The sequence below is a fragment of the Maribacter sp. IgM3_T14_3 genome, assembly GCF_049603095.1.
Taxonomy (GTDB): domain Bacteria; phylum Bacteroidota; class Bacteroidia; order Flavobacteriales; family Flavobacteriaceae; genus Maribacter.
The window spans coordinates 4,448,386-4,473,631 of sequence record NZ_CP187138.1 but is presented as its reverse complement, the minus strand read 5'-3'; the positions used below and the strand labels follow the sequence as shown (position 1 = coordinate 4,473,631).

26 protein-coding genes are annotated in these 25,246 nt (G+C 33.8%); 16 read left to right on the top strand and 10 right to left on the bottom strand.

Annotated features, from left to right (window positions below; translation table 11 throughout):
- The first annotated feature begins 6 nt into the window (after positions 1-6).
- The 5 genes from tsaE to ACPF9A_RS19690 all read left to right on the top strand — a co-directional run bounded on the left by tsaE (position 7) and on the right by ACPF9A_RS19690 (position 3,289).
- Positions 7-417 carry a tRNA (adenosine(37)-N6)-threonylcarbamoyltransferase complex ATPase subunit type 1 TsaE gene (gene tsaE, locus ACPF9A_RS19710; protein ID WP_423999698.1) on the top strand — a complete coding sequence of 137 codons (411 nt, stop codon included), beginning with the start codon at positions 7-9 and terminating at the stop codon, positions 415-417.
- A 230-nt stretch (positions 418-647) separates the two neighbouring features.
- Positions 648-779, top strand: a complete 132-nt coding sequence (locus tag ACPF9A_RS19705) for a hypothetical protein (RefSeq protein WP_423999696.1) — start codon at positions 648-650, stop codon at positions 777-779.
- An 85-nt stretch (positions 780-864) separates the two neighbouring features.
- On the top strand, positions 865-1,530 hold the full coding sequence (locus ACPF9A_RS19700) for a hypothetical protein (protein ID WP_423999694.1): 666 nt from the start codon (positions 865-867) through the stop codon (positions 1,528-1,530).
- Positions 1,531-1,626: 96 nt separating this feature from the next.
- The gene (locus tag ACPF9A_RS19695) at positions 1,627-2,826 is read left to right on the top strand and encodes an alanine dehydrogenase (RefSeq protein WP_423999692.1); all 1,200 of its coding nucleotides are present in this window, start codon (positions 1,627-1,629) and stop codon (positions 2,824-2,826) included.
- Positions 2,827-2,899: 73 nt separating this feature from the next.
- Positions 2,900-3,289: a DUF4258 domain-containing protein gene (locus ACPF9A_RS19690; RefSeq protein WP_423999690.1), complete on the top strand. Its 390-nt coding sequence runs from the start codon at positions 2,900-2,902 to the stop codon at positions 3,287-3,289.
- A 4-nt stretch (positions 3,290-3,293) separates the two neighbouring features.
- Here ACPF9A_RS19690 and ACPF9A_RS19685 read toward each other — a convergent pair whose 3' ends face one another.
- A complete protein-coding gene (locus ACPF9A_RS19685) occupies positions 3,294-4,460 on the bottom strand; it encodes a proline dehydrogenase family protein (RefSeq protein WP_423999688.1) in 1,167 nt (388 codons plus the stop codon).
- A 111-nt stretch (positions 4,461-4,571) separates the two neighbouring features.
- Between ACPF9A_RS19685 and aroB the strand changes: the two genes are divergently transcribed.
- Positions 4,572-5,633, top strand: coding sequence for a 3-dehydroquinate synthase (gene aroB / locus ACPF9A_RS19680; RefSeq protein WP_423999686.1), 1,062 nt, complete (start codon positions 4,572-4,574; stop codon positions 5,631-5,633).
- Between the two features lie 109 nt (positions 5,634-5,742).
- Positions 5,743-6,072, top strand: a complete 330-nt coding sequence (locus tag ACPF9A_RS19675) for a hypothetical protein (RefSeq protein ID WP_423999684.1) — start codon at positions 5,743-5,745, stop codon at positions 6,070-6,072.
- Here ACPF9A_RS19675 and ACPF9A_RS19670 read toward each other — a convergent pair.
- From ACPF9A_RS19670 to ACPF9A_RS19660, 3 genes are all read right to left on the bottom strand, one after another.
- Positions 6,069-6,590, bottom strand: a complete 522-nt coding sequence (locus tag ACPF9A_RS19670; RefSeq protein ID WP_423999682.1) for a DinB family protein — start codon at positions 6,588-6,590, stop codon at positions 6,069-6,071. The two genes, ACPF9A_RS19675 and ACPF9A_RS19670, sit on opposite strands and share 4 nt — an antisense overlap.
- An 85-nt stretch (positions 6,591-6,675) precedes the next feature.
- Positions 6,676-7,155 carry an Lrp/AsnC family transcriptional regulator gene (locus tag ACPF9A_RS19665; protein ID WP_027066901.1) on the bottom strand — a complete coding sequence of 160 codons (480 nt, stop codon included), beginning with the start codon at positions 7,153-7,155 and terminating at the stop codon, positions 6,676-6,678.
- 116 nt (positions 7,156-7,271) lie between these two features.
- Positions 7,272-8,375 (bottom strand): M14 family metallopeptidase, encoded by a 1,104-nt coding sequence (locus tag ACPF9A_RS19660; RefSeq protein WP_423999679.1) that lies wholly within the window; start codon positions 8,373-8,375, stop codon positions 7,272-7,274.
- A gap of 258 nt (positions 8,376-8,633) precedes the next feature.
- Between ACPF9A_RS19660 and ACPF9A_RS19655 the strand changes: the two genes are divergently transcribed.
- The 3 genes from ACPF9A_RS19655 (at position 8,634) to ACPF9A_RS19645 (ending at position 10,338) form a co-directional block, all read left to right on the top strand.
- Entirely contained in the window at positions 8,634-8,990 is a 357-nt protein-coding gene (locus tag ACPF9A_RS19655; protein ID WP_423999677.1) for a helix-turn-helix transcriptional regulator, read from the top strand.
- A 71-nt stretch (positions 8,991-9,061) separates the two neighbouring features.
- The gene (locus ACPF9A_RS19650; protein WP_423999675.1) at positions 9,062-9,442 is read left to right on the top strand and encodes a hypothetical protein; all 381 of its coding nucleotides are present in this window, start codon (positions 9,062-9,064) and stop codon (positions 9,440-9,442) included.
- A gap of 86 nt (positions 9,443-9,528) precedes the next feature.
- Positions 9,529-10,338, top strand: coding sequence for a TerC family protein (locus tag ACPF9A_RS19645; RefSeq protein WP_423999673.1), 810 nt, complete (start codon positions 9,529-9,531; stop codon positions 10,336-10,338).
- A 150-nt stretch (positions 10,339-10,488) separates the two neighbouring features.
- Here the strand turns inward: ACPF9A_RS19645 and ACPF9A_RS19640 are convergent, their stop codons facing one another.
- The 4 genes from ACPF9A_RS19640 to ACPF9A_RS19625 form a co-directional block, all read right to left on the bottom strand.
- On the bottom strand, positions 10,489-11,445 hold the full coding sequence (locus ACPF9A_RS19640) for a sterol desaturase family protein (RefSeq protein ID WP_423999671.1): 957 nt from the start codon (positions 11,443-11,445) through the stop codon (positions 10,489-10,491).
- Positions 11,446-11,553: 108 nt separating this feature from the next.
- On the bottom strand, positions 11,554-11,982 hold the full coding sequence (gene mscL / locus ACPF9A_RS19635; RefSeq protein ID WP_423999669.1) for a large-conductance mechanosensitive channel protein MscL: 429 nt from the start codon (positions 11,980-11,982) through the stop codon (positions 11,554-11,556).
- A gap of 9 nt (positions 11,983-11,991) precedes the next feature.
- A complete protein-coding gene (locus tag ACPF9A_RS19630) occupies positions 11,992-14,652 on the bottom strand; it encodes a DNA gyrase/topoisomerase IV subunit A (protein ID WP_423999667.1) in 2,661 nt (886 codons plus the stop codon).
- Between the two features lie 25 nt (positions 14,653-14,677).
- Positions 14,678-16,543, bottom strand: a complete 1,866-nt coding sequence (locus tag ACPF9A_RS19625; protein ID WP_423999665.1) for a DNA topoisomerase IV subunit B — start codon at positions 16,541-16,543, stop codon at positions 14,678-14,680.
- 238 nt (positions 16,544-16,781) lie between these two features.
- Between ACPF9A_RS19625 and ACPF9A_RS19620 the strand changes: the two genes are divergently transcribed.
- Together ACPF9A_RS19620 and ACPF9A_RS19615 are read left to right on the top strand one after the other, a co-directional pair.
- Positions 16,782-17,687 carry a DnaJ C-terminal domain-containing protein gene (locus tag ACPF9A_RS19620; RefSeq protein ID WP_423999663.1) on the top strand — a complete coding sequence of 302 codons (906 nt, stop codon included), beginning with the start codon at positions 16,782-16,784 and terminating at the stop codon, positions 17,685-17,687.
- A gap of 1 nt (position 17,688) precedes the next feature.
- On the top strand, positions 17,689-17,982 hold the full coding sequence (locus ACPF9A_RS19615; protein ID WP_423999661.1) for a chaperone modulator CbpM: 294 nt from the start codon (positions 17,689-17,691) through the stop codon (positions 17,980-17,982).
- Here the strand turns inward: ACPF9A_RS19615 and ychF are convergent.
- The gene (gene ychF / locus ACPF9A_RS19610; RefSeq protein ID WP_423999659.1) at positions 17,979-19,073 is read right to left on the bottom strand and encodes a redox-regulated ATPase YchF; all 1,095 of its coding nucleotides are present in this window, start codon (positions 19,071-19,073) and stop codon (positions 17,979-17,981) included. The genes ACPF9A_RS19615 and ychF overlap by 4 nt on opposite strands.
- Before the next feature lie 202 nt (positions 19,074-19,275).
- Here ychF and ACPF9A_RS19605 point away from each other — a divergent pair, with 202 nt between their 5' ends.
- Genes ACPF9A_RS19605 through ACPF9A_RS19590 form a run of 4 tightly spaced genes read left to right on the top strand, consistent with a single transcriptional unit; the run spans position 19,276 to position 24,848 of the window.
- Entirely contained in the window at positions 19,276-19,854 is a 579-nt protein-coding gene (locus tag ACPF9A_RS19605) for an RNA polymerase sigma factor (RefSeq protein WP_423999657.1), read from the top strand.
- A gap of 57 nt (positions 19,855-19,911) precedes the next feature.
- Positions 19,912-20,925 (top strand): FecR family protein, encoded by a 1,014-nt coding sequence (locus ACPF9A_RS19600; RefSeq protein WP_423999655.1) that lies wholly within the window; start codon positions 19,912-19,914, stop codon positions 20,923-20,925.
- 15 nt (positions 20,926-20,940) lie between these two features.
- Positions 20,941-24,042: a TonB-dependent receptor gene (locus ACPF9A_RS19595; protein ID WP_423999653.1), complete on the top strand. Its 3,102-nt coding sequence runs from the start codon at positions 20,941-20,943 to the stop codon at positions 24,040-24,042.
- Between the two features lie 59 nt (positions 24,043-24,101).
- Positions 24,102-24,848 carry a class I SAM-dependent DNA methyltransferase gene (locus tag ACPF9A_RS19590; protein ID WP_423999651.1) on the top strand — a complete coding sequence of 249 codons (747 nt, stop codon included), beginning with the start codon at positions 24,102-24,104 and terminating at the stop codon, positions 24,846-24,848.
- Between the two features lie 3 nt (positions 24,849-24,851).
- Here ACPF9A_RS19590 and ACPF9A_RS19585 read toward each other — a convergent pair whose 3' ends face one another.
- A complete protein-coding gene (locus ACPF9A_RS19585; protein ID WP_423999649.1) occupies positions 24,852-25,202 on the bottom strand; it encodes a 4Fe-4S dicluster domain-containing protein in 351 nt (116 codons plus the stop codon).
- Between the last annotated feature and the right edge of the window lie 44 nt (positions 25,203-25,246).

Below are 25,246 nucleotides of genomic sequence, written 5' to 3'. Positions count from 1 at the left end.
TATAATATGGAATTCATTTATACTGAAAGTGAATTAAATAATATTGCGGAGCAGATTATTAAATCATCAAGCAGCAAGACCTTGGCATTTTATGCCCCTATGGGAGCAGGAAAAACAACATTGATAAAAGCACTTATTAAAGCTTTAGGCAGTAATGATAATGTTAGTAGCCCTACGTTTGGTTTGGTCAATGAATATGCACTAGAATCTGGAGAGTTACTAGGGTATCATTTTGATTTTTATCGGTTGAATGATGAAGAAGAAGCCATGGATATGGGTTTAGATGATTACTTTGCTTCAAAAGGATGGATATTTATGGAATGGCCTGAAAAAATTCCAAACCTTATACCTAATGATGTTCAGAATATTAAAATTGAAATTATTGATGAACGAACAAGAAAATTAACGCTTTCGTAATTAAGGAAAATGCTATCAAGGTTACTTTTTGAATTTTTCAAATAAAAATCATGAATCGTTCAAACCGTTTTTTTATTGCATTTTTTCGATGAAAAACCAGTAATTCGATGAAATGTTTAATTTTTCGGGTAAAAGGCATAATTTTAACGATAAATGGTGTTTTAGTTGTATATTTTTTCTTAAGTTTGTAGGAGAACTAAATATTTAGTATAACCAAAAACCCCTTGAAAATGAAAAACAAAAAAACATTATTAGCTTCAATCGCATTAGGCGTATTTTTATTAGCAATGGCTGCGCCGATTATTGATATTGATAATCAACAACTTGGTATAGATAAAAGTAAAATCCATAAAAAGATTTAATTTTAAAAATTTTAAGAGCGACTAACGTCGCTCTTTTTTTATACTAAGTTTTAAGTTTTTGCGTTAGCAATTAGTAACGCAAAGAATGATGAGTACAAAATATAAAAAAAAGAAAGCTAAAAAGAAGATATTTTTAGAATCTCTTGTAGTTTTTTTTATTGCAATTTCCCCTTTCTTATATAAAGTCTACGAATACTTACCTATCGATAATAATGGTAGTATTTCAATACTATGGTTTTCTATAGGTCCAAATGGTTTTGAAGACGCTTCTTTCTATATTTGGTTTCTCACCACAAAAATAGTTCCACTTTATTTACTCCTTTTTTGGTTTTTAACTTCAAGAGATTGGTGGTACCACATTATAATTATTCCAATTGCTATGTACGCCTTTCAATTATTTGAAGTAATCTTTGACTCTGACCTTCAAATAGACACAGATAACATATGGTGGTTAATTCCTATTTGTATGATAACCATTCCATTCGTCTATTTTATCCGTATTAAATTATATGACAAACATGTACATGGCATCGATTTAGAAGCAATAGATGCAGAGCTTGAAGCGTTAAAAGCAAAAGGCTTTGATAGTAACGATGATATTGATAATGAGAAAAAAAGTAACGAGCCTTTAAAAGATGAAATCCCAACCATATCAGAAGACATCAATTCTAAACTATCTACTGGTAATTTAGAGAGTGTTTTCAAAAGTTTTCAAGACCGTTTACAAAATTGGCTACATATTAAAACCTAAGTCTCTTCATAATAAAATTTTGTTCAAAAATTCATTTCTCGAAAAATTGTACATTTGAGTTTCAAGTCAATGATTTGAATAAAGAGCAATTAAGTTATGAGCCAACCCACTTCCCCTTTTAGTAAGTACCAATTAATTCCACAAGAGGAAACCCTAGAGGTTTTGCGTCAAAAAGGAGAATTACACATTGGTATACCTAAAGAAAACCAATACCAAGAAAAGAGAATATGCCTTACTCCCGATGCCGTAAATGCAATTACCGCTAACGGACATCGTGTATTAATAGAGTCTGGTGCAGGTGAAGGTGCCCATTATACTGATGCTGATTATGTTACTGCCGGTGGAGAAATAACTCGAGACACAAAAAAAGTTTTTGCTTGTCCGTTAATTCTAAAAGTTGAGCCACCTACCCTAACAGAAATAGAATTTATTAATCCGCAGACTACAGTTATTTCAGCACTTCAAATAAAAACCCAGTACAAAGAGTATTTTGAAGAATTGGCTAGAAAAAGAATTACAGCCATTGCTTTTGAATATATTCGCGATGAAGAAGGTAAATATCCAGCAGTACGTTCATTAAGCGAAATTGCCGGTATTTCTTCAGTTTTAATTGCTGCAGAATTAATGGCAGCAAATAATAACGGGAATGGTTTAATGTTTGGCAATATAAGCGGTGTACCACCTGTAGAAGTGGTTATAATTGGCGCAGGTACCGTTGGTGAGTTTGCAGCACGATCTGCTATAGGCATCGGTGCAAATGTCAAAGTTTTTGACAACTCAATTACAAAACTTAGAAATATACAGACCAATTTAAAGCAGACGGTCTACACGTCTACTATTCAACCAAAAAATCTTTTAAAAGCCCTAAAAAGATGCGATGTGGCTATTGGGGCTACTAGAGGAAAAGATAGATCTCCCGTTGTCGTATCTAGCACGATGGTTGAACATATGAAGAAAGGCGCGGTTATTATAGACGTAAGTATTGATACTGGTGGTTGTTTTGAAACCAGCGAAATAACAACTCACAATAAACCTACTAAAGAAAAGTATGGTGTTATTCATTACGGTGTACCTAACATTCCGTCAAGATATCCAAAAACAGCATCTGTAAGTATTAGCAATATTTTTACGCCCTATTTATTAAAAATTGGTGAGGACGGCGGATTGGAAAATTCACTTCGATTTGACAAAGGCTTACGAAACGGACTTTACATGTACCACGGTATTTTAACCAACAAATCTGTTGGCGAATGGTTCGATTTGCAATACAGTGATATTAATTTCCTGATTTTTTAGAATACTCAAGCCAATCGTTTTCCTATCCATTTTAAAAGGCATAATTTCGCGGTCTTATTGATCACTTAGAATTATGAATATAGATTTTCTTAAAAGGTTAGGGTTTTTCTTGGTAGGCTTGTCTATCGGTATTGTATTTCTTACTTTTTTTATGAAAAAGAAATCTCAAGAAACCGGAGTATATTTTTGCTACTTACCTGACTGTAGAACATTAAAAGACATTAGATCTAAATCGATGTATTATAGTGATGAGGCAAAACAAAAGCTTCAAGAATTTGAATTAGATTCTATTGGTGTTCGTTATATCTTAACCGAGGGCGATGTTGATTTTAGTAAAAGTGATACTAAATCTGTTCCTTGTAGAACATATGTTGTCGAATCTGAGTACAAGGAACGAGATTATAGATTTACCGTTAAAAACTGCAGAGAAAAGGCTTCTATTGAAAAAGTAGAGCTACAATAAGATTCTAAATTTTTCTGCGTTTTCTTTCTGCTTTTAATAACGAAAGCTCTCTACTTGTTTGTCCGGCTACCGATGTATTTTCATCAGCCCTTCTTATTAAATAAGGCATCACATCACGTACTGGCCCGAATGGCAAGTATTTAGCAACATTATACCCATTGGCAGCTAAATTATACGATATGTGATCACTCATACCATATAACTGTCCGAACCAAACGTGCTCATTATTTTTATCGATACCTTTTTTCTCCATCATTTCCATTAAACGGTAACAACTGTCTTCGTTATGTGTTCCAGAAAAAATGGATAGTGTATCAAGATTATCTATCATATATTCAATGGTAGCATTGAAATTTTCATCGGTCTCCTCCTTAGTTTTGCAAATTGGCGAAATATATCCTTTTTCTTTGGCGCGGTCATTTTCCTTTTCCATATAAGCACCACGAACCACTTTCATACCAACTAAAAATCCGTCTCTAGCCGCACGTTCTTGTAATGATTTTAGGTATGGTAATCGATCCCATCTATAGGTTTGCAGCGTATTAAACACAATTCTTTTTTTCTTATTGTATTTACGCATCATGTCTTCAGCTAGATTATCGGCTGCATCTTGCATCCAACTTTCTTCACCATCAATAAGCAAGGAAACTTCAAGGTCATGTGCTTTTTTACAAACTTTATCGAATCTATTGACAACACGTTGCCATTCTGCTTCTTCATCTTTAGTAAGTTGCTTCTTTTCTCCAATTTTTTGGTACAATGCAAATCTTCCAAAACCTGTTGGCTTAAAAACAGCAAATGGTATAGCTTCCTTTTCTTTTACGAAATCTAAAATTGTTAGAATTATTTCTGTTGCCGAATCAAAAGGATCCTCTTCTTCTTTACCTTCCACAGAATAATCTAAAACAGAACATACTCCCTTTTCCCACATACGATCAACCACGGGCAAACAATCGCGTTCATTTATACCACCACAAAAATGATCAAAGACCGTGGCTCTAATTAATCCTTCCACAGGCAAATGAGCCTTAAATGCAAAATTGGTAATGACTGAACCCATTTTTACCAAAGGTTCATTTGAAATCATCTTAAAAAGAAAATAAGCTCTTTCTAATTCTGAATCAGATTTTAAAGCAAATGCCGTTGCGGTATTTTCAAAAATTGGTTCCATTTTCTATTATTTCTATAATGATCAAATATAATCACAGAATTTATAATCCTAAGACTTAAAATAACCTTTATTTTGCGTTTAAATAGTCATCAATACAAAGCTATATTTTTAATGGATTCTATAATTTCAGATTCTTACGCAGTACATTTCAACGAAAATGCTTTTCAGGCATTGAATAAACACCTCGCAAAAAAAAAGTATTCTATAATTTTCATATTAGTAGATGAGAATACACATGAGTTATGCATGCCTAATTTTATGGCAGAAATTAACGGTGATTATCAGTTTGAAATTATTGAGATCGAATCGGGTGAAATCAACAAAAACATAGAAACGTGTGTTGGCGTTTGGGAAGCCCTATCTGAATTAGGTGCCGACCGAAAAAGTATTTTGATAAATTTAGGAGGCGGTGTATTAACTGACATGGGCGGCTTTATAGCCTCTACCTTTAAAAGAGGTATAGATTTTATAAATGTACCCACTACCCTATTATCTATGGTAGATGCCTCGGTTGGTGGTAAAACAGGTATTGATTTAGGTGCTTTAAAAAATCAAATTGGGGTTATCAATCAACCAGTTATGGTACTTGTTGTTCCCGATTTTCTAGACACCTTAGAAGAACGACAAATTAGAAGCGGTTTTTCAGAAATGCTGAAACACGGTCTTATTCAAGATACCTCTTACTGGAAAGCACTGAAGAATGCCACTAGTTTAGAAGATATGAAAAGTCATATACTTACTTCTATCCAAATAAAGAACAAAGTAGTACTTCAAGACCCTACAGAACAAAACATACGTAAGATTTTAAATTACGGACACACACTTGGTCATGCCATAGAATCTTATTTTCTTGAGAATGAAACGAAAGAAATGTTATTACATGGAGAGGCAATTGCCATTGGTATGGTTCTAGAAGGTTATCTATCTAACAAACTTCTTGGTTTATCAAATGAGGATTTAGAAGATATTAAAACTACTTTTTTAAGTAGATATGAGAAAGTACTATTTTCTGACGATGATTTTGAGAATATTTTGAAGCTAATGAAATATGACAAGAAAAATTCTCACGGAAAAGTAAATTTTGTTCTATTGAAATCTATTGGTGAACCTGTATTCGATATTGAAATTCCTATAGAATTATTTGCTGAAGCATTCGCTTACTACAAAGTTTAAAAACTTCACATACGCAAAATAGTATTTTCACAACTCTATAAAGAGATATGTGAGTATAATTACTAGTTTAGTTATAGTTAAAACACAACCTACTATAAATAAATTAGTTATGACAAGACGACTTATTGATTACCGTAAATTAGATCACCAATTAGCAGCACTTTTAATAGAAACCTACCCTTATGGTTATGGTGATGAAGACATCATTTGTTTCAAAAATATTAACGGCGATTACGTCGAAGCTGTAGAAATTAGAACCAACGATACTTTATATTTAGTTAAAATAAGCAAAAGCCTTTCTAACTTCATTGCTAACTTTGAAGAGAACATAGAAAAAGAACTAGAATCTAAAACACCAGAAGAAGTTATGCAATCTGAAGATATGACGAAAGCACTTTACTTAAACTTCGAAACAGAAAATCAAGACGAGCTAGATTAATTAAAATAGCGTTCTTGTAATATATTTTCATGATGTTTTTGGTGACCACTTATCACCAAACCTAATGCAGCGACAGACCAAGGAATACCGCTAGCGGTACCAATTCTTTTTAAATGGTCATTTTGCATAGTTTCGAACAAACTAATAGATGCTTCACGTACAGAAAGATATTCTTTTAATATATCGTCTTTTGTACGCTTATTGGCATTACTTTCTGGAACAAATTGATTGTGATCAAAACCTGGCAATGGCGTTTTGTCATTTCTAGAAATTCTAAAGGCACGATATTGAAATACGCGTTCAGTATCAACTAAGTGAACCAAAACTTCAGCTACTGTCCATTTACCATCACCGTAACTATATAAAAATTGTTCGTCAGTTAAACCATGAACCAAGTCTTCAAAACTTCTTCTACCTTTTAAAAGCGCAGACATCACATCGTCTTGCTCATCAAGAGTTTTCAAATAAGTACCATAAAAAAATTGCAATTCGTCTTTTTGTAAGTCTTTAACTCTCATTTGAAAAATTTAAGTATTGAAAATTAAAAAAGCCCAATTAAATTAGATAACTGGGCAATTTTGAAGTTAGTTGAATAACTCTTATTTATAACTCATTAAAAATAGTATGCATTAAACGCTTCTTATCATTAAAACTTTCTTCTAATGAAATCATCGTTTCGGTTCTACTAATACCATCAATATCATCTATTTTAAAGATAATATTTTTAGCATGTGTAGTATCCTTTGCTCTTATTTTACAGAAAATATTAAATTTACCTGTAGTTATATGTGCAATAGTAACGTTCGGAATTTGATTTAAACGCTCAAGCACGAATTTAGTTTGGTGTGTTTTTTCAAGAAAAATACCAACATAAGCGATGAAAGCATAACCAAGCTTTACGTAATCTAATGTCAGTGATGAACCTTTAATGATTCCCGCTTCTTCCATTTTCTTAACTCTTACATGTACTGTACCAGCTGAGATAAGAAGTTTTTTCGCAATATCAGTAAAAGGAGTTCTGGTGTTGTCAATCAACATATCCAGAATTTGGTGGTCTATTTCGTCTAATTTGACTTTGCCCATAGTTGTAAAATTTTTGCCAAAAATAAAAAATTATCGCATTAAATTCATTGAAACTTGATTTTATTTAATGAAAACGTAAACAATATTACATTTTTAAAGAAATAAGACAAAAAATATCACGATAACAGCTTCAGTAAATCATTTTCTTTTAGCCATAACATATCATTTGCATCATTGCAATTCAATGTTTTATGTCCGAAAAACTCCGAAGGTTCTTTTTCGAATATATGTAGTTCTGGTTTAAACTCCACCTTACCATAAATCAAGACCTCTTTAAATTGTATAGGTGAAATTTTACTTTTGGTTAAATAATTACTTTTATAATCGGTATTTTCTACTACAATATCTACAAATTGTTTTCCATTTTCAGGTATAGATACGTACTGATCAATCGTAAATTCATCTAAACTATCATCAACTATAGTTTTAATGCCTTTTAAAATCGCCTTATAAATAAATTTTCTTGTTATATCTCTCTCGTAATCATTTTCATAATGACCAGCTTCAAATAATACGGTTGGGGTATTCTTCATTTGAAAGGCATCACCAACACAATTCTCATTAAACCCATCATCATACCTTCCTATTTGTCCAGGAATCTCTTTTTGAAGCTTACTGTTCATTGCGGCAATCAACTTCATACTCATTTTTCGAGATGGCGAGTTATTGCGTTCTTGATCAAAAGCAGGTGCCAAAAATGAAACAGTTGCTGGTTTATTCGTTTCACCTACATTAAATATGGTTCGCTGATCATGTAAGTTGAAACAAAAGTGTGGCTGAAAATTTTCATACACTTTTTTTAAGATGCGACTTTCTGGTTGAGATAAATTTTGAGCATCTCTATTGAGATCAATTTTATTGGCATTTACTCTTGTATAATCTCGAGCCCCATCCGGATTCAAAATTGGGATAATCTTTACAGTACATTCTTCAACAAGTTTTAAAACATCAGTACTATCTTGATTAAAATAACTTAGCAAATCAACTACAGCTTTAGTGGTCGTAGATTCATTACCATGCATTTGAGACCACATTAAAATCTTCTTTGGTCCGTCACCAAATGTGATGCTTTTTATCGATTCTTTTCTTACAGATTCTCCTTCTATTTTAATCACAAATATATCAGGTAACGAAGACAAAAATTCGTTGACATGGTCATAGGTAATATACCGCCCAGAAATTGTAGCTACTCTAATCTTATTATAATCCAAATCTTTCATTGTCACTAAACTTTAATATAATGTAAAAATACTACAGCCTTTGTTTACAATTGTAAACTTTACAACCTATCAAATACAATATTTCGCTTTTAAAAATTTACAATTTTAACTTATTTTTTAAAATATATCTTAATTTATTGTTTATCAGTATTTTAATATATTTCATATAAAGACATAATCTAGAAAATTGCCTATTACAGTAACCATATTAAACACTATTATAAATAAAAATTTAAAGAATGTATTAACTTTGTAAACATGTTAGATACCACATCTTTTATTTCAAGATTAAAAAAAATTTTAGCGCACAACGAATTATCAGCTGCAGCATTTGCAGATTTAATTGCTGTGCAAAGATCTAGCATTTCACATATATTAAGTAGCAGAAATAAACCGAGTTTAGAGTTTATTATGAAGATCGACGAAGCATTTACTGAAGTAGATCTTCAATGGCTTTTATACGAAAAAGGAACCTTCCCTAGAACAGAAAACACGAACCTTCACCCTGTAAAAGTTATTAAGAAAGAAGATAAAAATATGGACACTATAAAAAAACTAGATCGAATAGTTATGTTCTATACCGATGGTACATTTAAAACCTACACAGAGTTTTAAGTAACGCTATACTTCGAATTATTCTTTACCATTTTAATGCCACTTCACTCCTATTTTCATTATTTTGCAACATGATGAAAAAAATATCTTTTACCGTTATTCTATGCGTTATTCTTTGCTCTTGCTACCAACCTGAACGTGATTGCGAAAAATATAAAACAGGATCTTTTAAGTTCACCTATGAGATTGGTGACACTCTAAAAGAAGGCAAATTCATAAGAACTGAAGATTACAGTGTGGATTATTATGAAAATAAAATCGATAGCGCGACCGTTCGATGGTTTAATGACTGCGAATTTGTTTTACAAGACATACGCAGTAAAAACGCTATCCAATACAAAATAATTAGTACAACAGATTCTTCATATACTTTTCAATATAAAAGCGCCGTAAAAGACCCGAATAAACAATTGATAGTTAAAACCGGAACTGCCATAAAACTAACTAACTAACTAACTAACTAACTAACTAACTAACTAACTAACTAACTAACTAACTAACTAACTAACTAACTAACCAACTAACCCACAAACCAACCATGTTTGAAATTTTCTCTAGTCCAGATGCTTGGATTGCCCTATTAACCTTAACGTTTTTAGAAATCGTTTTAGGTATTGATAATATTATTTTCATATCTATCGCTGCAGGTAAACTCGAACCATCGCAAAGAAAAAAGGCGACCAATTTAGGCTTGGTCCTAGCCATGGTCATGCGTATTGTATTACTTTTTGGTATTTCACTGCTAACATCTATGAAAAAACCTTTTTGGGTATTCGATAGCGACTGGATTACTGGCGGTATAAGCGGGCAAGGTGTTATTCTATTTCTTGGCGGTCTGTTCTTGTTATATAAAAGCACAAAAGAAATTCACGAAAAAGTAGAAGACAAAGGTCACGACGAGCGAGAAGTAAAGAAAGCCAGATCAACCTCATTAACTAATGCTATACTTCAAATAACAGTTATAAATATAGTTTTCTCGTTTGATTCTATTTTAACTGCCATAGGAATGACTAACGGCATTTCACCTAACCCAAACGACGCACTTGTTCTTATGATAGTTGCAGTGGTTATCTCTGTCGTTATTATGATGGTTTTTGCAAACCCCGTCGGAGAGTTTGTAAACAGGCACCCATCTATTCAAATATTAGGACTGTCGTTTTTAATATTAATAGGTTTTATGCTCATTGCGGAGTCTGCACATTTATGCCATTTAATAGTCTTCGGCAATGAGGTAGGCACCATACCTAAAGGCTACCTGTACTTCTCAATTGCATTTTCATTAATGGTCGAGTTCTTTGATCTAAGAATGAAAAAGAACAAGAATACGACTGAGGAAATAGAAGATTAAAAGTTAGGCTATAATATTTAGGGAATAAGATTCAGCTATTAGCGAAAAGCGAAATAGTCCGCATGAAGCAATTGCTTCATGCGGACTATTTCGCTTTTAAATTATTGTTTGAGTACTAATTAGGCTGCTAATTTAAGCCTATTTAAAGCACTAATTCGGTCTATCAAAGGTAATACCAGGATTAGCCTGTTTCTGTGCTTCGAATAATCGCTGTTGCTGCTTTACTGTCATTGTACTACCATCATGACTCCATCCTGGAGGTCCGAAAATATACATCAGCTTATCACTTATTTTTTTAGACTTCTTGGTATCTGCCCAAATATCTTTAAACTCATGAGTTAAAATAACGATAGGGTTATTAGAATTAGGAGCATGTATTACACCAAATTTCACATCAATTTCTTCATCATACTCTTTCCAAGTACCAAATATTTTATCAAAAAAGTTAAGGAATCCGCCATGATTCTTATCCAGATACTCGACATTCTGTGCGTGGTGTACTTGGTGCATTGTGTGGGTATTGAATATTTTCTCGATGAAGCCCATTTTCGGAACATATTGAGAATGCAACTGAAATTGCCAGAACGACTCAATCGCTAAACATACTACCACCATTTCTACAGGGAAACCAATAATTGGCATCCAAACATAGAAAAATGGCTTATACAACAAAGTAAACCAGCCATTACGAATAGCAGTACCTAAGTTAAAGTTATCTGAGGAGTGGTGCACGATGTGCGCAGCCCATAAAATCCGTATTTCATGATTCGCCCTATGAAACCAATAGTATGTGAAATCATCTGCTAATTGACAAAGCAACCAAACATACCAAGCATAGCCAAAAGACTTATACCCCATTATGTTTGTTCGTACACCATCGACCATTGGGTTAAAGAACTCGTAAGCATATTCAAAAAGAACAACCAATAAAACAACTTTCAATAACGGACCTATAATGGCAGAGCCAATACCCATTACACTACTAGCTGCAAAATCTTTCCAATCATAAAGATCATCGTCTCCATGAGTTTTGCTGTAGGTTAATTCTAATAAAATAAAGGCTATAAATGCTGGTGCACCGTATACCAGCGGGTTGGTAAAATCCATTAATTCAAAATTTTTGTAAAGGTAGTTATAAAAGCAATTATTCTTTAAAATTGTCTAATCTTAACTTTCTATTATAGAATAAGACTACTCAATTATTAAACAGTTTGATTACTTTTTACTTTTAAGTATGGCATTTTGCTCTTGTAAAAGCTTCTCCATACTAGAAAGCAAGGCTATATTTTTTGGAGTTTCTACTTCTTTATTCGCAGGATCTTCAGACTTCTCTTTAAACCTATTTATAAATTTTACCATTACGAAAATGGTAAAGGCAATGATTCCAAAATCTATTAGAGATTCTATAAGTGCACCATATCCTATTGCAACTTCTTCTATAGAGCCAGTTGCTTCTCTTAGAACCCATTTCTTATTAGATAAATTTACATCATCGGTCAATAAAGAAAGTGGCGGCATAATTATCGCAGAAACAATGGTACTTACAACTTTGTTAAATGCAGTACCTATAATGATACCAACAGCCAAATCTATCATATTACCTTTAACGGCAAAGTTTTTAAACTCCTTGAAAAAATTCTTCATAATATAAAATTAATCAAACAATGTAGGTTCGTCATTAGAATTGCCTTCACCCCCTTTTGAACTCTCACTATTATCGTTAGATGCAACATCTTCTTCATCTACCACTTCAATATCTTCAATTTCTTCAGGCACCTCTGGCTCATAAGGCAACGGATTTAGAAGATTTATGTTTTTAACCTTTTCAGTAACAAATTGATTACCTAAAGCTTTAATACCCTTAATCGATATAAAATCTTCAATGTCAACAGATTCATTATCTTTTGCTTCTTTACCTCGTGGTTTCGGAAATTCAATTTCTACCATTGGTTTCCAGTCCGTAGAAACAAGCTCTAAATACGATTTCGGATGTTCAGAAATAAACAATTCCTCTTTATTTTCGTTTTCTATTAAGAATCTCTTTATGTAAAAACGCTCCTTTTCACCTTCCCAATAAATAGCAGAAATAGGTTTTTCTGGAATCCATTTTTCTAACACAATCATGTCATCATCAAAATGGGAGGTTAATACAGGAAGAAATGTTTTAGCAATTCCTTTCTGATTGATTACTAGTATTAAATCATCTCCCCTAAATTCCCCAAGCAATTCTCCTCTTCCGTCGACATTCAATCTACGAACAACATCATCGAACCAAATTTTTCGAGGCTTAAGGGTAGAAACCCCTTTCTCTTTCAATTCTATTCGCTTAACAGAATACTTGGTAACAATATTTCCTTTAGAAGCTCTTCCTTTAATGAGTACATCAGAAAAATCAATATCCCATTTCAACTTCTTAATGCTACCAACCTGACGAAGCAAAACAGTTATCACTTCAGCCTCACCATTAGGGTTAGCTGTAAAATATAATACTTGAGAACCAGCCTTACCAGTCGTTAAATCATAAACCCTATCTCTGGTTATACTGGTAACGTTAAAGCGCTTTATGTAAGTAGGACCCCCTTTACCGTCCTTATAAACCAAATTATATATAGTACGCTTATCTTTTTTCTTAAAAACAGCAACATGAATAATGCCCTTACCTACAAAAATTTTGGAGTCAACCTTTGACACCATCATTTGACCTTCGCTGGTAATAACAATTATATCATCTATATCGCTACAATCGGTAACATATTCATCTTTCTTCAAAGAAGTACCGACAAAACCTTCATCTCTATTAACATAGAGCTTGGTATTTCTAATAGCAACTTTAGTCGCCTCGATATCATCGAAAACTCGTATTTCGGTTAATCTACCACGATCTTTACCGTAAGTTTCCTTAAGATTTTTAAAGTAGTTGATCGCAAATTCAATAAGATTGGCAAGATGATGCTTCACCTCTGCAATACGCTCTTGCAAACTTTCTAAATACTGCTGCGCCTTATCTAAATCGAATTTTGAAATTCTCTTTATACGTATTTCGGTAAGTCTGGTAATATCTTCTTCGGTAACCGCTCGCTTTAAATGCTTAGTAAATGGCGCTAAACCTTTATCAATAGCGGTTATTACACCTTCCCAAGTTTCCTCTTCTTCTATATCTCGATAAATACGGTTTTCAATAAAAATTCTTTCAAGTGAAGCAAAGTGCCATTGCTCTTCCAACTCCCTAAGCTGAATTTCAAGCTCTTGCTTTAATAATTCTACTGTAGAGTCAGTAGACCTTCTAAGCATTTCCGTAACCCCTATAAACAAGGGTTTATTATCTTCAATAATACAGCCAAGCGGAGAAATAGAAGATTCACACGCGGTAAATGCATACAATGCATCGATAGTTCTATCTGGTGAAATACCTGAAGGAAGATGAACCAAAATTTCAACATCAGCCGCGGTATTATCCTCAATTTTCTTAATTTTTATCTTACCCTTATCGTTAGCCTTAAGAATAGAATCTATTAAAGTACCAGTATTAGTGCCGTAAGGTATTTCATTGATTACTAAAGTGTTCTTGTCTAACTGAGATATCTTTGCACGAACCCTTATTTTACCACCTCTGAGTCCGTCATTATAATTTGTTACATCTATAATACCGGCGGTCGGAAAATCTGGATAAATCTTAAATCGTTGTCCTTTTAAATGTTTTATAGAAGCATCGATAAGCTCAATAAAATTATGAGACAGTACTTTAGTGGATAGACCAACTGCGATACCCTCTGCACCTTGCGCCAATAATAATGGAAACTTTACCGGTAAATTTACAGGCTCTTTTTTTCTACCATCATATGACATTTGCCACTCGGTAATTTTAGGGCTAAATACAACTTCTAAAGCGAATTTAGAAAGTCTAGCCTCAATATACCTAGAAGCAGCAGCCCTATCACCCGTAAGAATGTTACCCCAGTTACCCTGCGTATCTATTAAAAGGTCTTTCTGACCAATCTGCACCATGGCATCTGCAATACTGGCATCACCATGTGGGTGATACTGCATGGTATGCCCTACAACATTGGCAACTTTATTATATCTACCATCATCGAGCTCCTTCAAAGAATGCATGATACGTCGTTGCACAGGTTTGAATCCGTCTTCTATAGCAGGTACGGCCCGTTCTAATATTACATAAGAAGCGTAATCTAAGAACCAATCTTTATACATGCCAGATACTCTCGTCAATGCATCAGAAGTATCTGTATTATCGGTATTCTCTTCGGAAAGGTTTTCGTTTATTTCTTCGTTCAAATCTTCATTTTCCTCCATTCAGAAGCAATCGTATTAATCTAGTTTATACTACTCTCTCTTTAATTAAATCAACCTCTACTTTAAGGTTATCGATAATGAATTTTTGTCTATCGGGAGTGTTTTTTCCCATGTAAAAACTCAACAATTCTTCAATAGACATTGCTTTATCAAGCATAATAGGTTCTAACCTTATATCGTCACCAATGAAGTGTCTAAACTCATCTGGCGAAATCTCTCCTAGACCCTTAAATCGAGTTATTTCTGGTTTGCCCGTTAATTTATTAATGGCATGTTGGCGCTCTTCATCGCTATAGCAATAAATCGTTTCCTTTTTATTTCGAACCCTAAATAGAGGAGTCTGTAAGATATAAAGATGATTTTCTTTGATCAACTCAGGGAAGAATTGTAAAAAGAAGGTAATCAATAATAGGCGAATATGCATACCATCGACATCGGCATCGGTAGCGATTATAATATTATTATAGCGCAAATCTTCTATAGACTCTTCGATATTCAAAGCAGCCTGTAACAGATTAAACTCTTCATTTTCGTACACAATCTTTTTAGACATGCCATACGAATTCAGGGGTTTACCTTTCAAACTAAATACTGCCTGTGTATTTACATCCCTAGATTTGGTTATAGATCCAGAAGCGGAATCCCCCTCGGTAATAAACAATGAACTTTCTAAACGACGATCATGTTTAATATCACCTAAATGAACCCTACAATCTCTAAGCTTTTTATTATGGAGACTAGCTTTTTTAGCCCTGTCGCGCGCTAATTTACGAATACCAGAAAGTTCTTTACGCTCCTTCTCGGCCATCATAATTTTTCGCTGAAGCATATCTGCGGTATCGGTATTCTTATGAAGATAGTTATCTAAATATTTACCAATAAAATCATTGATATAGCTACGTACACTTGGGAGAGTACCTCCCATTTCAGTAGAACCTAGTTTTGTTTTGGTTTGACTTTCAAAAATCGGCTCCATTACTTTTATAGCAATTGCCGAAATAATGGATTTTCTAATATCAGAAGCGTCGTAAGCCTTACCATAAAAATCACGTATGGTTTTCACAATCGCCTCTCTAAATGCTGCTTGGTGGGTACCACCATGCGTTGTATGTTGCCCATTCACAAAAGAATGATACTCTTCGCTATATTGTGTTTTACTATGTGTAATGGCAACTTCAATATCCTCCCCTTTTAAATGAATAACAGGGTAAAGCATATCGTCTACATTATTATTATCTTCTAAAAGATCTTTTAATCCGTTTTCAGAATAAAACTTCTCTCCGTTAAAAACAATCGTCAACCCCGGATTTAGGTACACATAGTTTTTAAGCATGCGTTCTACATACTCATTTCTATATTTGTAATTTTTAAAAATGGTCTCATCAGGTATAAAAGTAACCTTAGTACCTTTTCTTTTGCTCGTTTCTTCTGGTCCTACTTCATTTTCAAGATTACCAGAACTAAACTGTGCGGTTTTTAATTGATTATCTCTAGAAGACTGTACTTCAAAAAAACTAGACAACGCGTTTACCGCCTTGGTACCAACACCATTTAAACCAACCGATTTTTTAAATGCCCGGCTATCATACTTACCACCGGTATTCATTTTAGAAACTACATCTACGACTTTACCAAGCGGTATACCACGACCATAATCTCGAACCTTTACCACTTTATCTTTAATAGATATTTCTATGGTCTTACCTGCACCCATAACAAATTCATCGATACAGTTATCTATAACCTCTTTTAGAAGAATATAGATACCATCATCTGCAGATGAACCATCGCCCAATTTACCGATATACATACCAGGTCGTAATCGGATATGTTCTTTCCAATCGAGCGAGCGTATATTATCTTCTGTATATTGGGTATTGTCTTGAGACATTTAAGAAAGTTTATGAAAGTTGCGCTAAAGATAGCACCACTCGGCAAAAGATAAAACACCTTACTGTTAAAGTAATTAACAATAAAAGATACGTGTTTGTTGATAGCTACAAGTAAACACTAGATATAGATCTACACTCAAATAACAATAATTACTAAAAATGATCACTTAAATGATGACATGTATCATAGGATTAATTTTATCCTTTTCATATCTTTAAAATAGATTTTGAACAGCTATGGATTTTATTGATTATTACAAAATTCTTGAAATTGACAAGAAAGCTTCGCAAGCCGATATTAAAAAGGCTTATCGAAAATTGGCTCGCAAACTTCATCCAGACTTAAATCCGAATGACAAAACGGCTCATGAAAAATTTCAACGCATAAATGAAGCGAACGAAGTTTTAAGCGATCCTGAAAAAAGAAAAAAGTACGACCAATATGGTAAAGATTGGGAACATGCCGATGCTTTTGAAGAAGCCAAGAGAAATCAACGCAGTTCATCATCTGGTGGCAGAAGAAGCTATTCTGGTTCTGGAGGAGGAAATGAAGATTTTTCAGACTTCTTTGAATCTATGTTCGGCGGAGCTGGCGGAGGTTTTAGTGGAGGCGGCAGACAGAGATCCACACAGTTTAAGGGTCAAGATTTAAATGCGACACTAAAATTGAATTTGCTTGATGTTCTTGAAGATCAAAAACAAACACTTGACTTAGGTGCTAAAAAGATCAGAATAACCATACCTGCCGGTGTCGAAGACGGACAAACTATAAAAATTTCTGGCTACGGAGGCGAAGGGGTAAATGGCGGTCCGAAAGGAGACCTCTACCTAACCTTTGAAATTAACAATAACACCAACTTCCAAAGAGTAAAGAACGATTTATACAAAAATGAATCTATCTCTTTATATGACGCCTTATTAGGTAGCTCAATAGAAGTAGAAACGTTGACAGGTAAAGTGAAACTTAATGTTAAACCAGAAACCCAAAACGACACGAAAGTCAAGTTGAAAGGAAAAGGTATGCCTGTTTATAAAAAGAAGGGGGCACATGGTGATCTATATATTACTTATAAAGTGACCATGCCAACCGAACTTACAGTTAAGGAAAAAGAATTATTCAAACAACTTTCAGAATTACGATAATATGGATTCAGAAAATTATATACAAATAGAATTGTATTGCGAACAAACACAAACGCCATTAGAATTTATAGATGACCTTTTAGAGTTTGAAATGATCGAGGTACAACAAATTGAAAATAAGATATATGTTCAATCGCACTTTATCTCAGAAATAGAGCGCATATATAGACTGCGAAAAGATCTGGGTATTAATATGGAAGGTATATACACCTTAAACCATATGTTAGAAAAAGTCAACCGATTAGAACAAGAAGTAAGACTGTTGAGAAATCGGTTGACTATTTATGAATATTAAACGTTAAAACGGAAGTGCATTACATCGCCATCTTTAACGATGTACTCTTTACCCTCCACTTTCATTTTACCAGCCTCTTTAACTTTTGCTTCACTACCAAAAGTTACATAGTCGTTATAGGCAATAACTTCTGCCCTAATAAAGCCTTTTTCAAAATCGGTGTGTATAACACCTGCTGCCTGGGGTGCAGTTGCGCCAACAGGTATTGTCCAAGCACGAACTTCTTTGACACCTGCAGTAAAGTAAGTTTCTAGGTTTAACAATTTATATGCTCCACGAATAAGTTTAGCAGAACCAGGCTCTTCTAAGCCCAAATCTTCTAAAAACATTTGGCGCTCTTCGTATGTCTCCAACTCGGTAATATCAGCTTCGGTACCAACGGCTAAGAAAATAACTTCTGCATTTTCAGAAGCTACCATTTCTTTTACTTTATCAACATAAGTATTACCACAAACTGCAGCATCTTCATCAACATTGCACACATACATTACCGGTTTATCTGTAATAAACTGTAGCGGCTTTACAAATTCGAGTCTCGATTCATCATCGATTTTAATAGCCCTAACAGAAGTACCTGTTTCGAGACCTGTTTTTACAGCTAGCAATACAGCTTCCTCTTTTTGAGCTTCTTTATTACCTGTTCTAGCAGCTCTTTTAACCTTTTCTAATTTCTTATCAACGGTCTCCAAATCTTTCAGTTGAAGCTCCATATCTATAGTTTCTTTATCTCTAATAGGATCAACACTACCATCGACGTGCACAATATTATCATTATCAAAACAACGTAATACATGCAAAATAGCATCGGTCTCACGAATATTCCCTAAGAATTGATTCCCTAATCCTTCCCCTTTACTAGCACCTTTTACTAGTCCGGCAATATCAACGATTTCAACCGTAGCAGGCAAAACTCTTTCAGGGTTCACTAATTCCTCTAATTTTTCTAAACGTGCATCTGGCACATTTACTACACCTATATTAGGTTCAATTGTACAAAACGGAAAATTTGCACTCTGCGCCTTTGCATTAGACAAACAATTAAAAAGTGTTGATTTACCTACGTTTGGCAATCCTACGATACCTGCTTTCATAATTACTAATATTTCGAGGGTGCAAAAATATAGTTTTTACTTCAACATTCTCTATTGAATTTTCAATGATTAATAGAACATAGTTTAATACTATATATTTATTTAAAATTCAAATATTTTAGACGGATGATAGTTAAAATGATGTTTTTTAACATATTTTAAGAATTATTTCTTACTTTGGCAGTAGAATTCATGAGAATATATGGAACTTCATTCAGATGAAACAATATGGTACTTCTTTAAAAAAGGCGAGACTAATGCTTTTAGTCTCCTTTTCAAAAAGTATTATCCGCAATTACATGTGTACGGCTTAAAGCTTAGCAACAATCAAGAGATTACCGAAGATTGCCTTCAAAACTTTTTTATTCAACTTTTTGAGGAAAGAGAAAAAGAAACCAGCATTAAGAACTTAAAGGCATATCTATTTGTATCCTTCAAAAGAAGACTGATCAAGCAATTACAAAAAAATCAGAATAACCTGCCAATATCAGAAGCACAACTCTTTAAAAACAATTTTACATTTTCAGCAGAAGAAATTTCTATTCACCAAGAGATACAATTTCTATGTACTTCTACCCTAGCTCAGCTTATTAATAATCTATCTCCAAGACAGAAAGAGGTGTTATATTTAAAATATTATAGCGGAATGAGCAGCGCTGACATTGCAGAAGTAATGGATATGAACTACCAAAGCGTTTTAAATGTACTACAAAAGGCATTAATTAAACTTCGTAAATCATCTGAAAATCAACAGATTAAAAATATTTTGAAAAAAAGTTAACTGTAGTAGGGTATATTTTTGAGAATTACATCTCTTATATATGGAACACCTTACCAAATGGATAACAAAAACAAATTCGATTTAAATTATTTCTTGACGGATGCATCATTCGAGAATTGGGCACAAGGCATAAATAAAAATGATATAACGTACTGGAATAATTGGATTCAAAATAATCCGGATTATCTGGAGACAGTAGAAAATGCGAAGTCTATAATTAACGGAATCAACTTCAACCAAGACTATCCTAGTAAAGAGAAAGTAAACGAAGCACTTTTAAGCATCTTACCAAAAATAGGGTTAGACTCCGTTTCAAATAATAAACCAACCAACAAAAAGAAATCACACAGCACATTACTAACTGCCGCTGCTGCAGTATTACTAATATTGATTAGCTGGACGAGCTACTCATACTACACCAATGATTCTCAAACTGTTCATAAAACAAATTACGGAGAAATCATTGACTTAAAATTACCCGACGGCACATCTGTAGTGCTTAATGGTAATTCTGAAATATCTTATGATAAAGAAAATCCGAGATTATTACACTTAAAAGGAGAAGCTTATTTTAAGGTAAAACCAATACCTAGTACAAATGCAAAATTTTGGGTAATAACAAATGATTTAAAGGTTGAAGTATTAGGTACACAGTTTCATGTAAACACAAGAAAGCAAAAAACAAATGTAGTATTAGATGAAGGATCTATTCATTTGGAGTTCATTAATGGAGAGGTCACTAAAATGATACCTGGTGAAATGGTATCATTTTCAAAAGAAAGCAAAAAGATAATTCATAAAAGAGTCGATATAGAAACCCCATATGCCCTTTGGCGAGGTGGCACATATGCTTTTAATGAAATACCTCTTAAAGATGTTATGTCAAATCTTGAGCTTACTTACGGGTTAGAAGTTCAATATTCATCGAACGAATTAAAAGAAATACCCATTTCAGGTGGTATTCCTAATCAGAATTTAAAAATATGTATCGCCGCTATAGAAAAGGCTACAGGAACGAGAATTATTAACAAAGGAAATATTTTACGCGTACAAGAAAACCCTATTTATTAACTAAATTATTTATTTATGAGAACAAACAAACTAGTGAGAATGCTGATTGCAGTACTACTTTTTTCGAGTAGTATAAGCATGAAGGCTTCTAATGAAATGAAAGAAAACGTTACCCTGAGCGAGTTTCTTAATGAAATCAGTGCAAAACATGAAGTGTTTTTCACTTACAACCCTACGCTGGTATCAACTACCAGTTTAAATCCTGAGGAATATAAATTCCCGGTATTAGATGAGATAATCAATAAATTGGAGCGTAAAACAAGTTTCGATTTTGAATATCTAGGTAACAAATATTATGTTGTTTATCATAAAAAACCAGAAAGAGCAAAAGTTCTTAAGGTTAACACGATATACAATAATGGTATAACCGCCTCAACACTTAATAAAGTTATTCAGAATTCAATTTCTGGTAACGTTACAGATAGTTCTGGAATGCCATTAGCAGGAGTAAACATTATTGAAAAAGGTACTACGAACGGTACTACTTCAGATTTTGATGGTAACTACACTATTAATGTAACCGATGATACAAAATTAGTATTTAGCTATATTGGTTTTGCAACTCAAGAAGTTTCTACAGCTGGTAAAACTACCATTAACGTACAACTTTCTGAAGGTATGCAACTAGATGAATTTATTGTTGTTGGATCACGTACTGCACCTAGAAGTAATGCAGACACTCCGCTACCAGTTGATGTGGTAGGTGTTAAAGAATTAACTTCTACTGGTCAAGTTACTTTTGACAAAGCGTTACAATACAGAATTCCATCTTTTAACACAGTACAAACACCGGTAAACGATGCGACTTCTTTATTAGATCCTTATGAAATTAGAAACATGGGACCATCTAGAACATTAATATTGATTAATGGTAAAAGAAAGAACCTAAGTGCACTTCTTTACACGCAAACCTCTCCAGGTCGTGGTGAAACTGGTGCAGATATTTCTGCTATACCAACAGATGCTATCAAAAGAGTTGAAATTCTAAGAGATGGTGCTTCTGCTCAATACGGTTCTGATGCAATTGCAGGGGTAATGAACATTATATTAAAAGATACGCCAAACGACGGTTCTGCAACTATTAGAACTGGTATTACATCTGAAGGTGACGGTGAAATGTTCGGTGTTGCTATAAACAATGGTTCTTCAATTGGAGAAGATAAAGGCTTTATAAACTACACAGTAGATCTTTCTAAAGTAAACCTAGCCAACAGACCAGGTACTGTTGACGCTGCGGGTGAGGCTGGTGATTTTGGAGCAGATATTGCAGACGTACAAGAGTTTCTAAGCAGAAACCCAGATGCAAATAACATTAATGGATCTCCTGAAACAGCAGCTGCAAAGTTCTCTGTGAACATGGGTTACGATTTAAGTGAGAACACTAGTTTGTATGGTAATGCTGCTTATGTATATAAATCTGTAAATAGTTTTGCAAACTACAGAACCCCTTATTGGAGAACTGTTGATGATTTCCCTTATTTAGCAGATTTCTTCCCTGGTGACAACCCAAATACAGCTGGTGGTTACGATGGCTATGTTCCTACTTTTGAAGGTTTATTAAGTGATTATAATGCAACACTTGGTTTTAAATCAATTATCAATGATTGGAATATAGATGCCAGTTTTACTACCGGTGGAAACTCACAAACCTATAAAGTGAATCAATCACACAACAGAAATATTGTTTACTCTCCATCTGTATTTATCGATGCTAATGGTAACGGTTCTGTTGATGATGGTGAGATTTCTGAAGGGTCAGAATTATACAGAGAGAATAGTCAGCAGTCTTTCGATCCAGGAGGAACTAAGTTCACTCACAACGTAGGTAACATCGATATCTCAAGAATACTTTCTGACAAAGTTAGTATTGGGGTTGGTGCTGAATTTAGAACAGAGACTTTTGAAGTAATCGAAGGCGAACTTGCATCTTACGATGGTGGTGGTGCCGATTCATTTGCTGGTGCTGCACCTCAAAACTCTGGTAAATTTAACCGTTACAATATCGGTGGATACTTTAGTTTAGATTATGATGTAACTGATGCTTTCTTATTAAGTGGTACTATTAGATCAGAAAACTATTCTGATTTTGGTAACGCTTTTGTTTACAAATTTAGCTCACGTTACAAGTTTAGCGACGCTTTCACATTAAGAGGTTCTATCTCTTCAGGATTTAGAGCTCCTACGCTTCACCAAATTCACACTCAAAAAGCACAGTATAGCTTTATTCCTGGTCAAGGTATTCAAGTGGGTGGTTTAATCAATAACACCTCTACTCAAGCTAAATTATTAGGTATTGATCCATTAGACGCTGAAACTTCTCAAAACTTCACAGTAGGTTTTGGTGGTAAAGTAGATAAATTCAGCTATACTTTCGATTACTACAGTATTGCAGTAAAAGACCGTATTGTTCTTGGTACAGAGATCGGTGCTAGTGGCGATGCTGCTAATCCTTTAGATATTCTTTTAGCTCAAAACAACCTTTCTGATGTAAGTTTCTTTTCTAACGCTATAGATACTAAAACTTCTGGTATTGATGTTGTTCTTGGCTATAGAGGTCTTGAGTTAGGTAATGGTACTTTAGATTTGAACTTATCGGGTAACTATACCCTTCAAAATGAGCTTGACGGTGAAGTAAATGATATTCCGTTGGTAGCTAATTCTGGACAATCTGTATTTAACGATACGCAAGCTGCCTTATTATTCACTTCTCGTCCAATAACAAAGTGGATTTTCGGAATCAACTACGATATCGACAAGTTCGGTTTTTCTTTGAATAACACTTATTTTGGTAAAACGAAGTTTCAACAACAAGGTTTAGATGAGAATTTATTCACTGAGTTTACACCAAAGACAGTTACTGATTTAGGAATTAACTACAGTGCTAGTGATAAATTGACTTTATCATTAAACGTAAACAACATTTTCAATGTACTACCAGAGTGGAGTTTCCAGTCTAAAAATGCTGCCGGTAATGCTATTTTAGCTGACCCAGCGCAGGTACAGAACCAATCTAACTTGATTACTTTCAACCAACGTTACTCTCAAATGACGTATGATGGGTATCATTTTAGCCAATTGGGTACAATGTTCAACTTATCATTGAATTATAAATTTTAGTTTGATTTAGTTTTATTTGCAAAAAGCTACCTATTTTTAGGTAGCTTTTTTTTTGCATTATGAATAATTTATACGGAAAGAATCTCGCTTGGGTATACGATGAAATTTATCAAGGTTTTATAGATTATAAAGCTGAGTATGATTTTTATAAAACATTATGCAAAACTCATGATGCCACCTCAATTTTAGAGATCGCATGTGGCTCAGGTAACTTATCTGAATCATTTACGAACGATTTTTTAAATTACACAGGTTTAGATTACAGTGAGGCAATGTTAGAAATTGCCAAGACAAAATTTAAAAAAGGAAACTTTTTACAAGGTGATATGAGAAAGTTAAATTTCACCTCTCTGTTCAGTACCATTCTTATTACAGGACGATCAACAAGTTATTTAATTGAAGATATAGATATACAAAACACTTTTAATTCCGTTCACAAATCTTTAAAACTTAATGGAATTTTCATTTTTGACTGTATCGATGCAGCGCATTTTATGCCATACATATCAAAGAATAAAAACATAATTCATTATTCTAACGTCAACAATAAAACTTTTGAAAGAGCATCTATTTGGGAAAGACAAGAATCGACCAAAAGTCATTTAGTCTCTTGGAAATCAAAATATTACGAAACTAACAACAGTAATAAAATTCTAATAGGTGAAGATTCTGCTATATTTAGAACCTTCACACATCAAGAAATTCAAACAAATTTATTACTATCGAATTTCGAACTATTGCATACCATAGAAAGAAAAACATATGCTTTCAACACTAAAGTATATGTCTGTAGAAAAATAACCTAGAAGCTATTCAGGGTGCATAAAACGTTGCTTAGCTAAAAGCACTTCTTCAGTTTCTACATGGTCATCATCTGGCACACAACAATCAACAGGGCAAACGGCAGCACATTGTGGCTCTTCATGGAAACCCATACATTCGGTACATTTATCTGGAGAGATATAATACACTTCATCACTTATCGGTTCTTGAACTTCATCGGCGTCAACTTCTTTACCATTAGGCAATATAACACCACCCTTTAAAGAGGTACCATCACTGTAACGCCATTCATCAGCACCTTCATAAATTGCCGTATTCGGACATTCAGGTTCACAAGCCCCACAATTTATACATTCGTCAGTTATAATAATTGCCATAATTTCTTCTTCATTAATATGCCCAAAAAAGAACGGGCATGCTT

Excerpts from the sequence above, each read along its gene's own strand:
- tsaE (WP_423999698.1), top strand. The coding sequence starts at position 7 with ATGGAATTCATTTATACTGAAAGTGAATTAAATAATATTGCGGAGCAG.
- ACPF9A_RS19705 (WP_423999696.1), top strand. The coding sequence starts at position 648 with ATGAAAAACAAAAAAACATTATTAGCTTCAATCGCATTAGGCGTATTT.
- ACPF9A_RS19700 (WP_423999694.1), top strand. The coding sequence starts at position 865 with ATGATGAGTACAAAATATAAAAAAAAGAAAGCTAAAAAGAAGATATTT.
- ACPF9A_RS19695 (WP_423999692.1), top strand. The coding sequence starts at position 1,627 with ATGAGCCAACCCACTTCCCCTTTTAGTAAGTACCAATTAATTCCACAA.
- ACPF9A_RS19690 (WP_423999690.1), top strand. The coding sequence starts at position 2,900 with ATGAATATAGATTTTCTTAAAAGGTTAGGGTTTTTCTTGGTAGGCTTG.
- ACPF9A_RS19685 (WP_423999688.1), bottom strand. The coding sequence starts at position 4,460 with ATGGAACCAATTTTTGAAAATACCGCAACGGCATTTGCTTTAAAATCT.
- aroB (WP_423999686.1), top strand. The coding sequence starts at position 4,572 with ATGGATTCTATAATTTCAGATTCTTACGCAGTACATTTCAACGAAAAT.
- ACPF9A_RS19675 (WP_423999684.1), top strand. The coding sequence starts at position 5,743 with ATGACAAGACGACTTATTGATTACCGTAAATTAGATCACCAATTAGCA.
- ACPF9A_RS19670 (WP_423999682.1), bottom strand. The coding sequence starts at position 6,590 with ATGAGAGTTAAAGACTTACAAAAAGACGAATTGCAATTTTTTTATGGT.
- ACPF9A_RS19665 (WP_027066901.1), bottom strand. The coding sequence starts at position 7,155 with ATGGGCAAAGTCAAATTAGACGAAATAGACCACCAAATTCTGGATATG.
- ACPF9A_RS19660 (WP_423999679.1), bottom strand. The coding sequence starts at position 8,375 with ATGAAAGATTTGGATTATAATAAGATTAGAGTAGCTACAATTTCTGGG.
- ACPF9A_RS19655 (WP_423999677.1), top strand. The coding sequence starts at position 8,634 with ATGTTAGATACCACATCTTTTATTTCAAGATTAAAAAAAATTTTAGCG.
- ACPF9A_RS19650 (WP_423999675.1), top strand. The coding sequence starts at position 9,062 with ATGATGAAAAAAATATCTTTTACCGTTATTCTATGCGTTATTCTTTGC.
- ACPF9A_RS19645 (WP_423999673.1), top strand. The coding sequence starts at position 9,529 with ATGTTTGAAATTTTCTCTAGTCCAGATGCTTGGATTGCCCTATTAACC.
- ACPF9A_RS19640 (WP_423999671.1), bottom strand. The coding sequence starts at position 11,445 with ATGGATTTTACCAACCCGCTGGTATACGGTGCACCAGCATTTATAGCC.
- mscL (WP_423999669.1), bottom strand. The coding sequence starts at position 11,982 with ATGAAGAATTTTTTCAAGGAGTTTAAAAACTTTGCCGTTAAAGGTAAT.
- ACPF9A_RS19630 (WP_423999667.1), bottom strand. The coding sequence starts at position 14,652 with ATGGAGGAAAATGAAGATTTGAACGAAGAAATAAACGAAAACCTTTCC.
- ACPF9A_RS19625 (WP_423999665.1), bottom strand. The coding sequence starts at position 16,543 with ATGTCTCAAGACAATACCCAATATACAGAAGATAATATACGCTCGCTC.
- ACPF9A_RS19620 (WP_423999663.1), top strand. The coding sequence starts at position 16,782 with ATGGATTTTATTGATTATTACAAAATTCTTGAAATTGACAAGAAAGCT.
- ACPF9A_RS19615 (WP_423999661.1), top strand. The coding sequence starts at position 17,689 with ATGGATTCAGAAAATTATATACAAATAGAATTGTATTGCGAACAAACA.
- ychF (WP_423999659.1), bottom strand. The coding sequence starts at position 19,073 with ATGAAAGCAGGTATCGTAGGATTGCCAAACGTAGGTAAATCAACACTT.
- ACPF9A_RS19605 (WP_423999657.1), top strand. The coding sequence starts at position 19,276 with ATGGAACTTCATTCAGATGAAACAATATGGTACTTCTTTAAAAAAGGC.
- ACPF9A_RS19600 (WP_423999655.1), top strand. The coding sequence starts at position 19,912 with ATGGATAACAAAAACAAATTCGATTTAAATTATTTCTTGACGGATGCA.
- ACPF9A_RS19595 (WP_423999653.1), top strand. The coding sequence starts at position 20,941 with ATGAGAACAAACAAACTAGTGAGAATGCTGATTGCAGTACTACTTTTT.
- ACPF9A_RS19590 (WP_423999651.1), top strand. The coding sequence starts at position 24,102 with ATGAATAATTTATACGGAAAGAATCTCGCTTGGGTATACGATGAAATT.
- ACPF9A_RS19585 (WP_423999649.1), bottom strand. The coding sequence starts at position 25,202 with ATGGCAATTATTATAACTGACGAATGTATAAATTGTGGGGCTTGTGAA.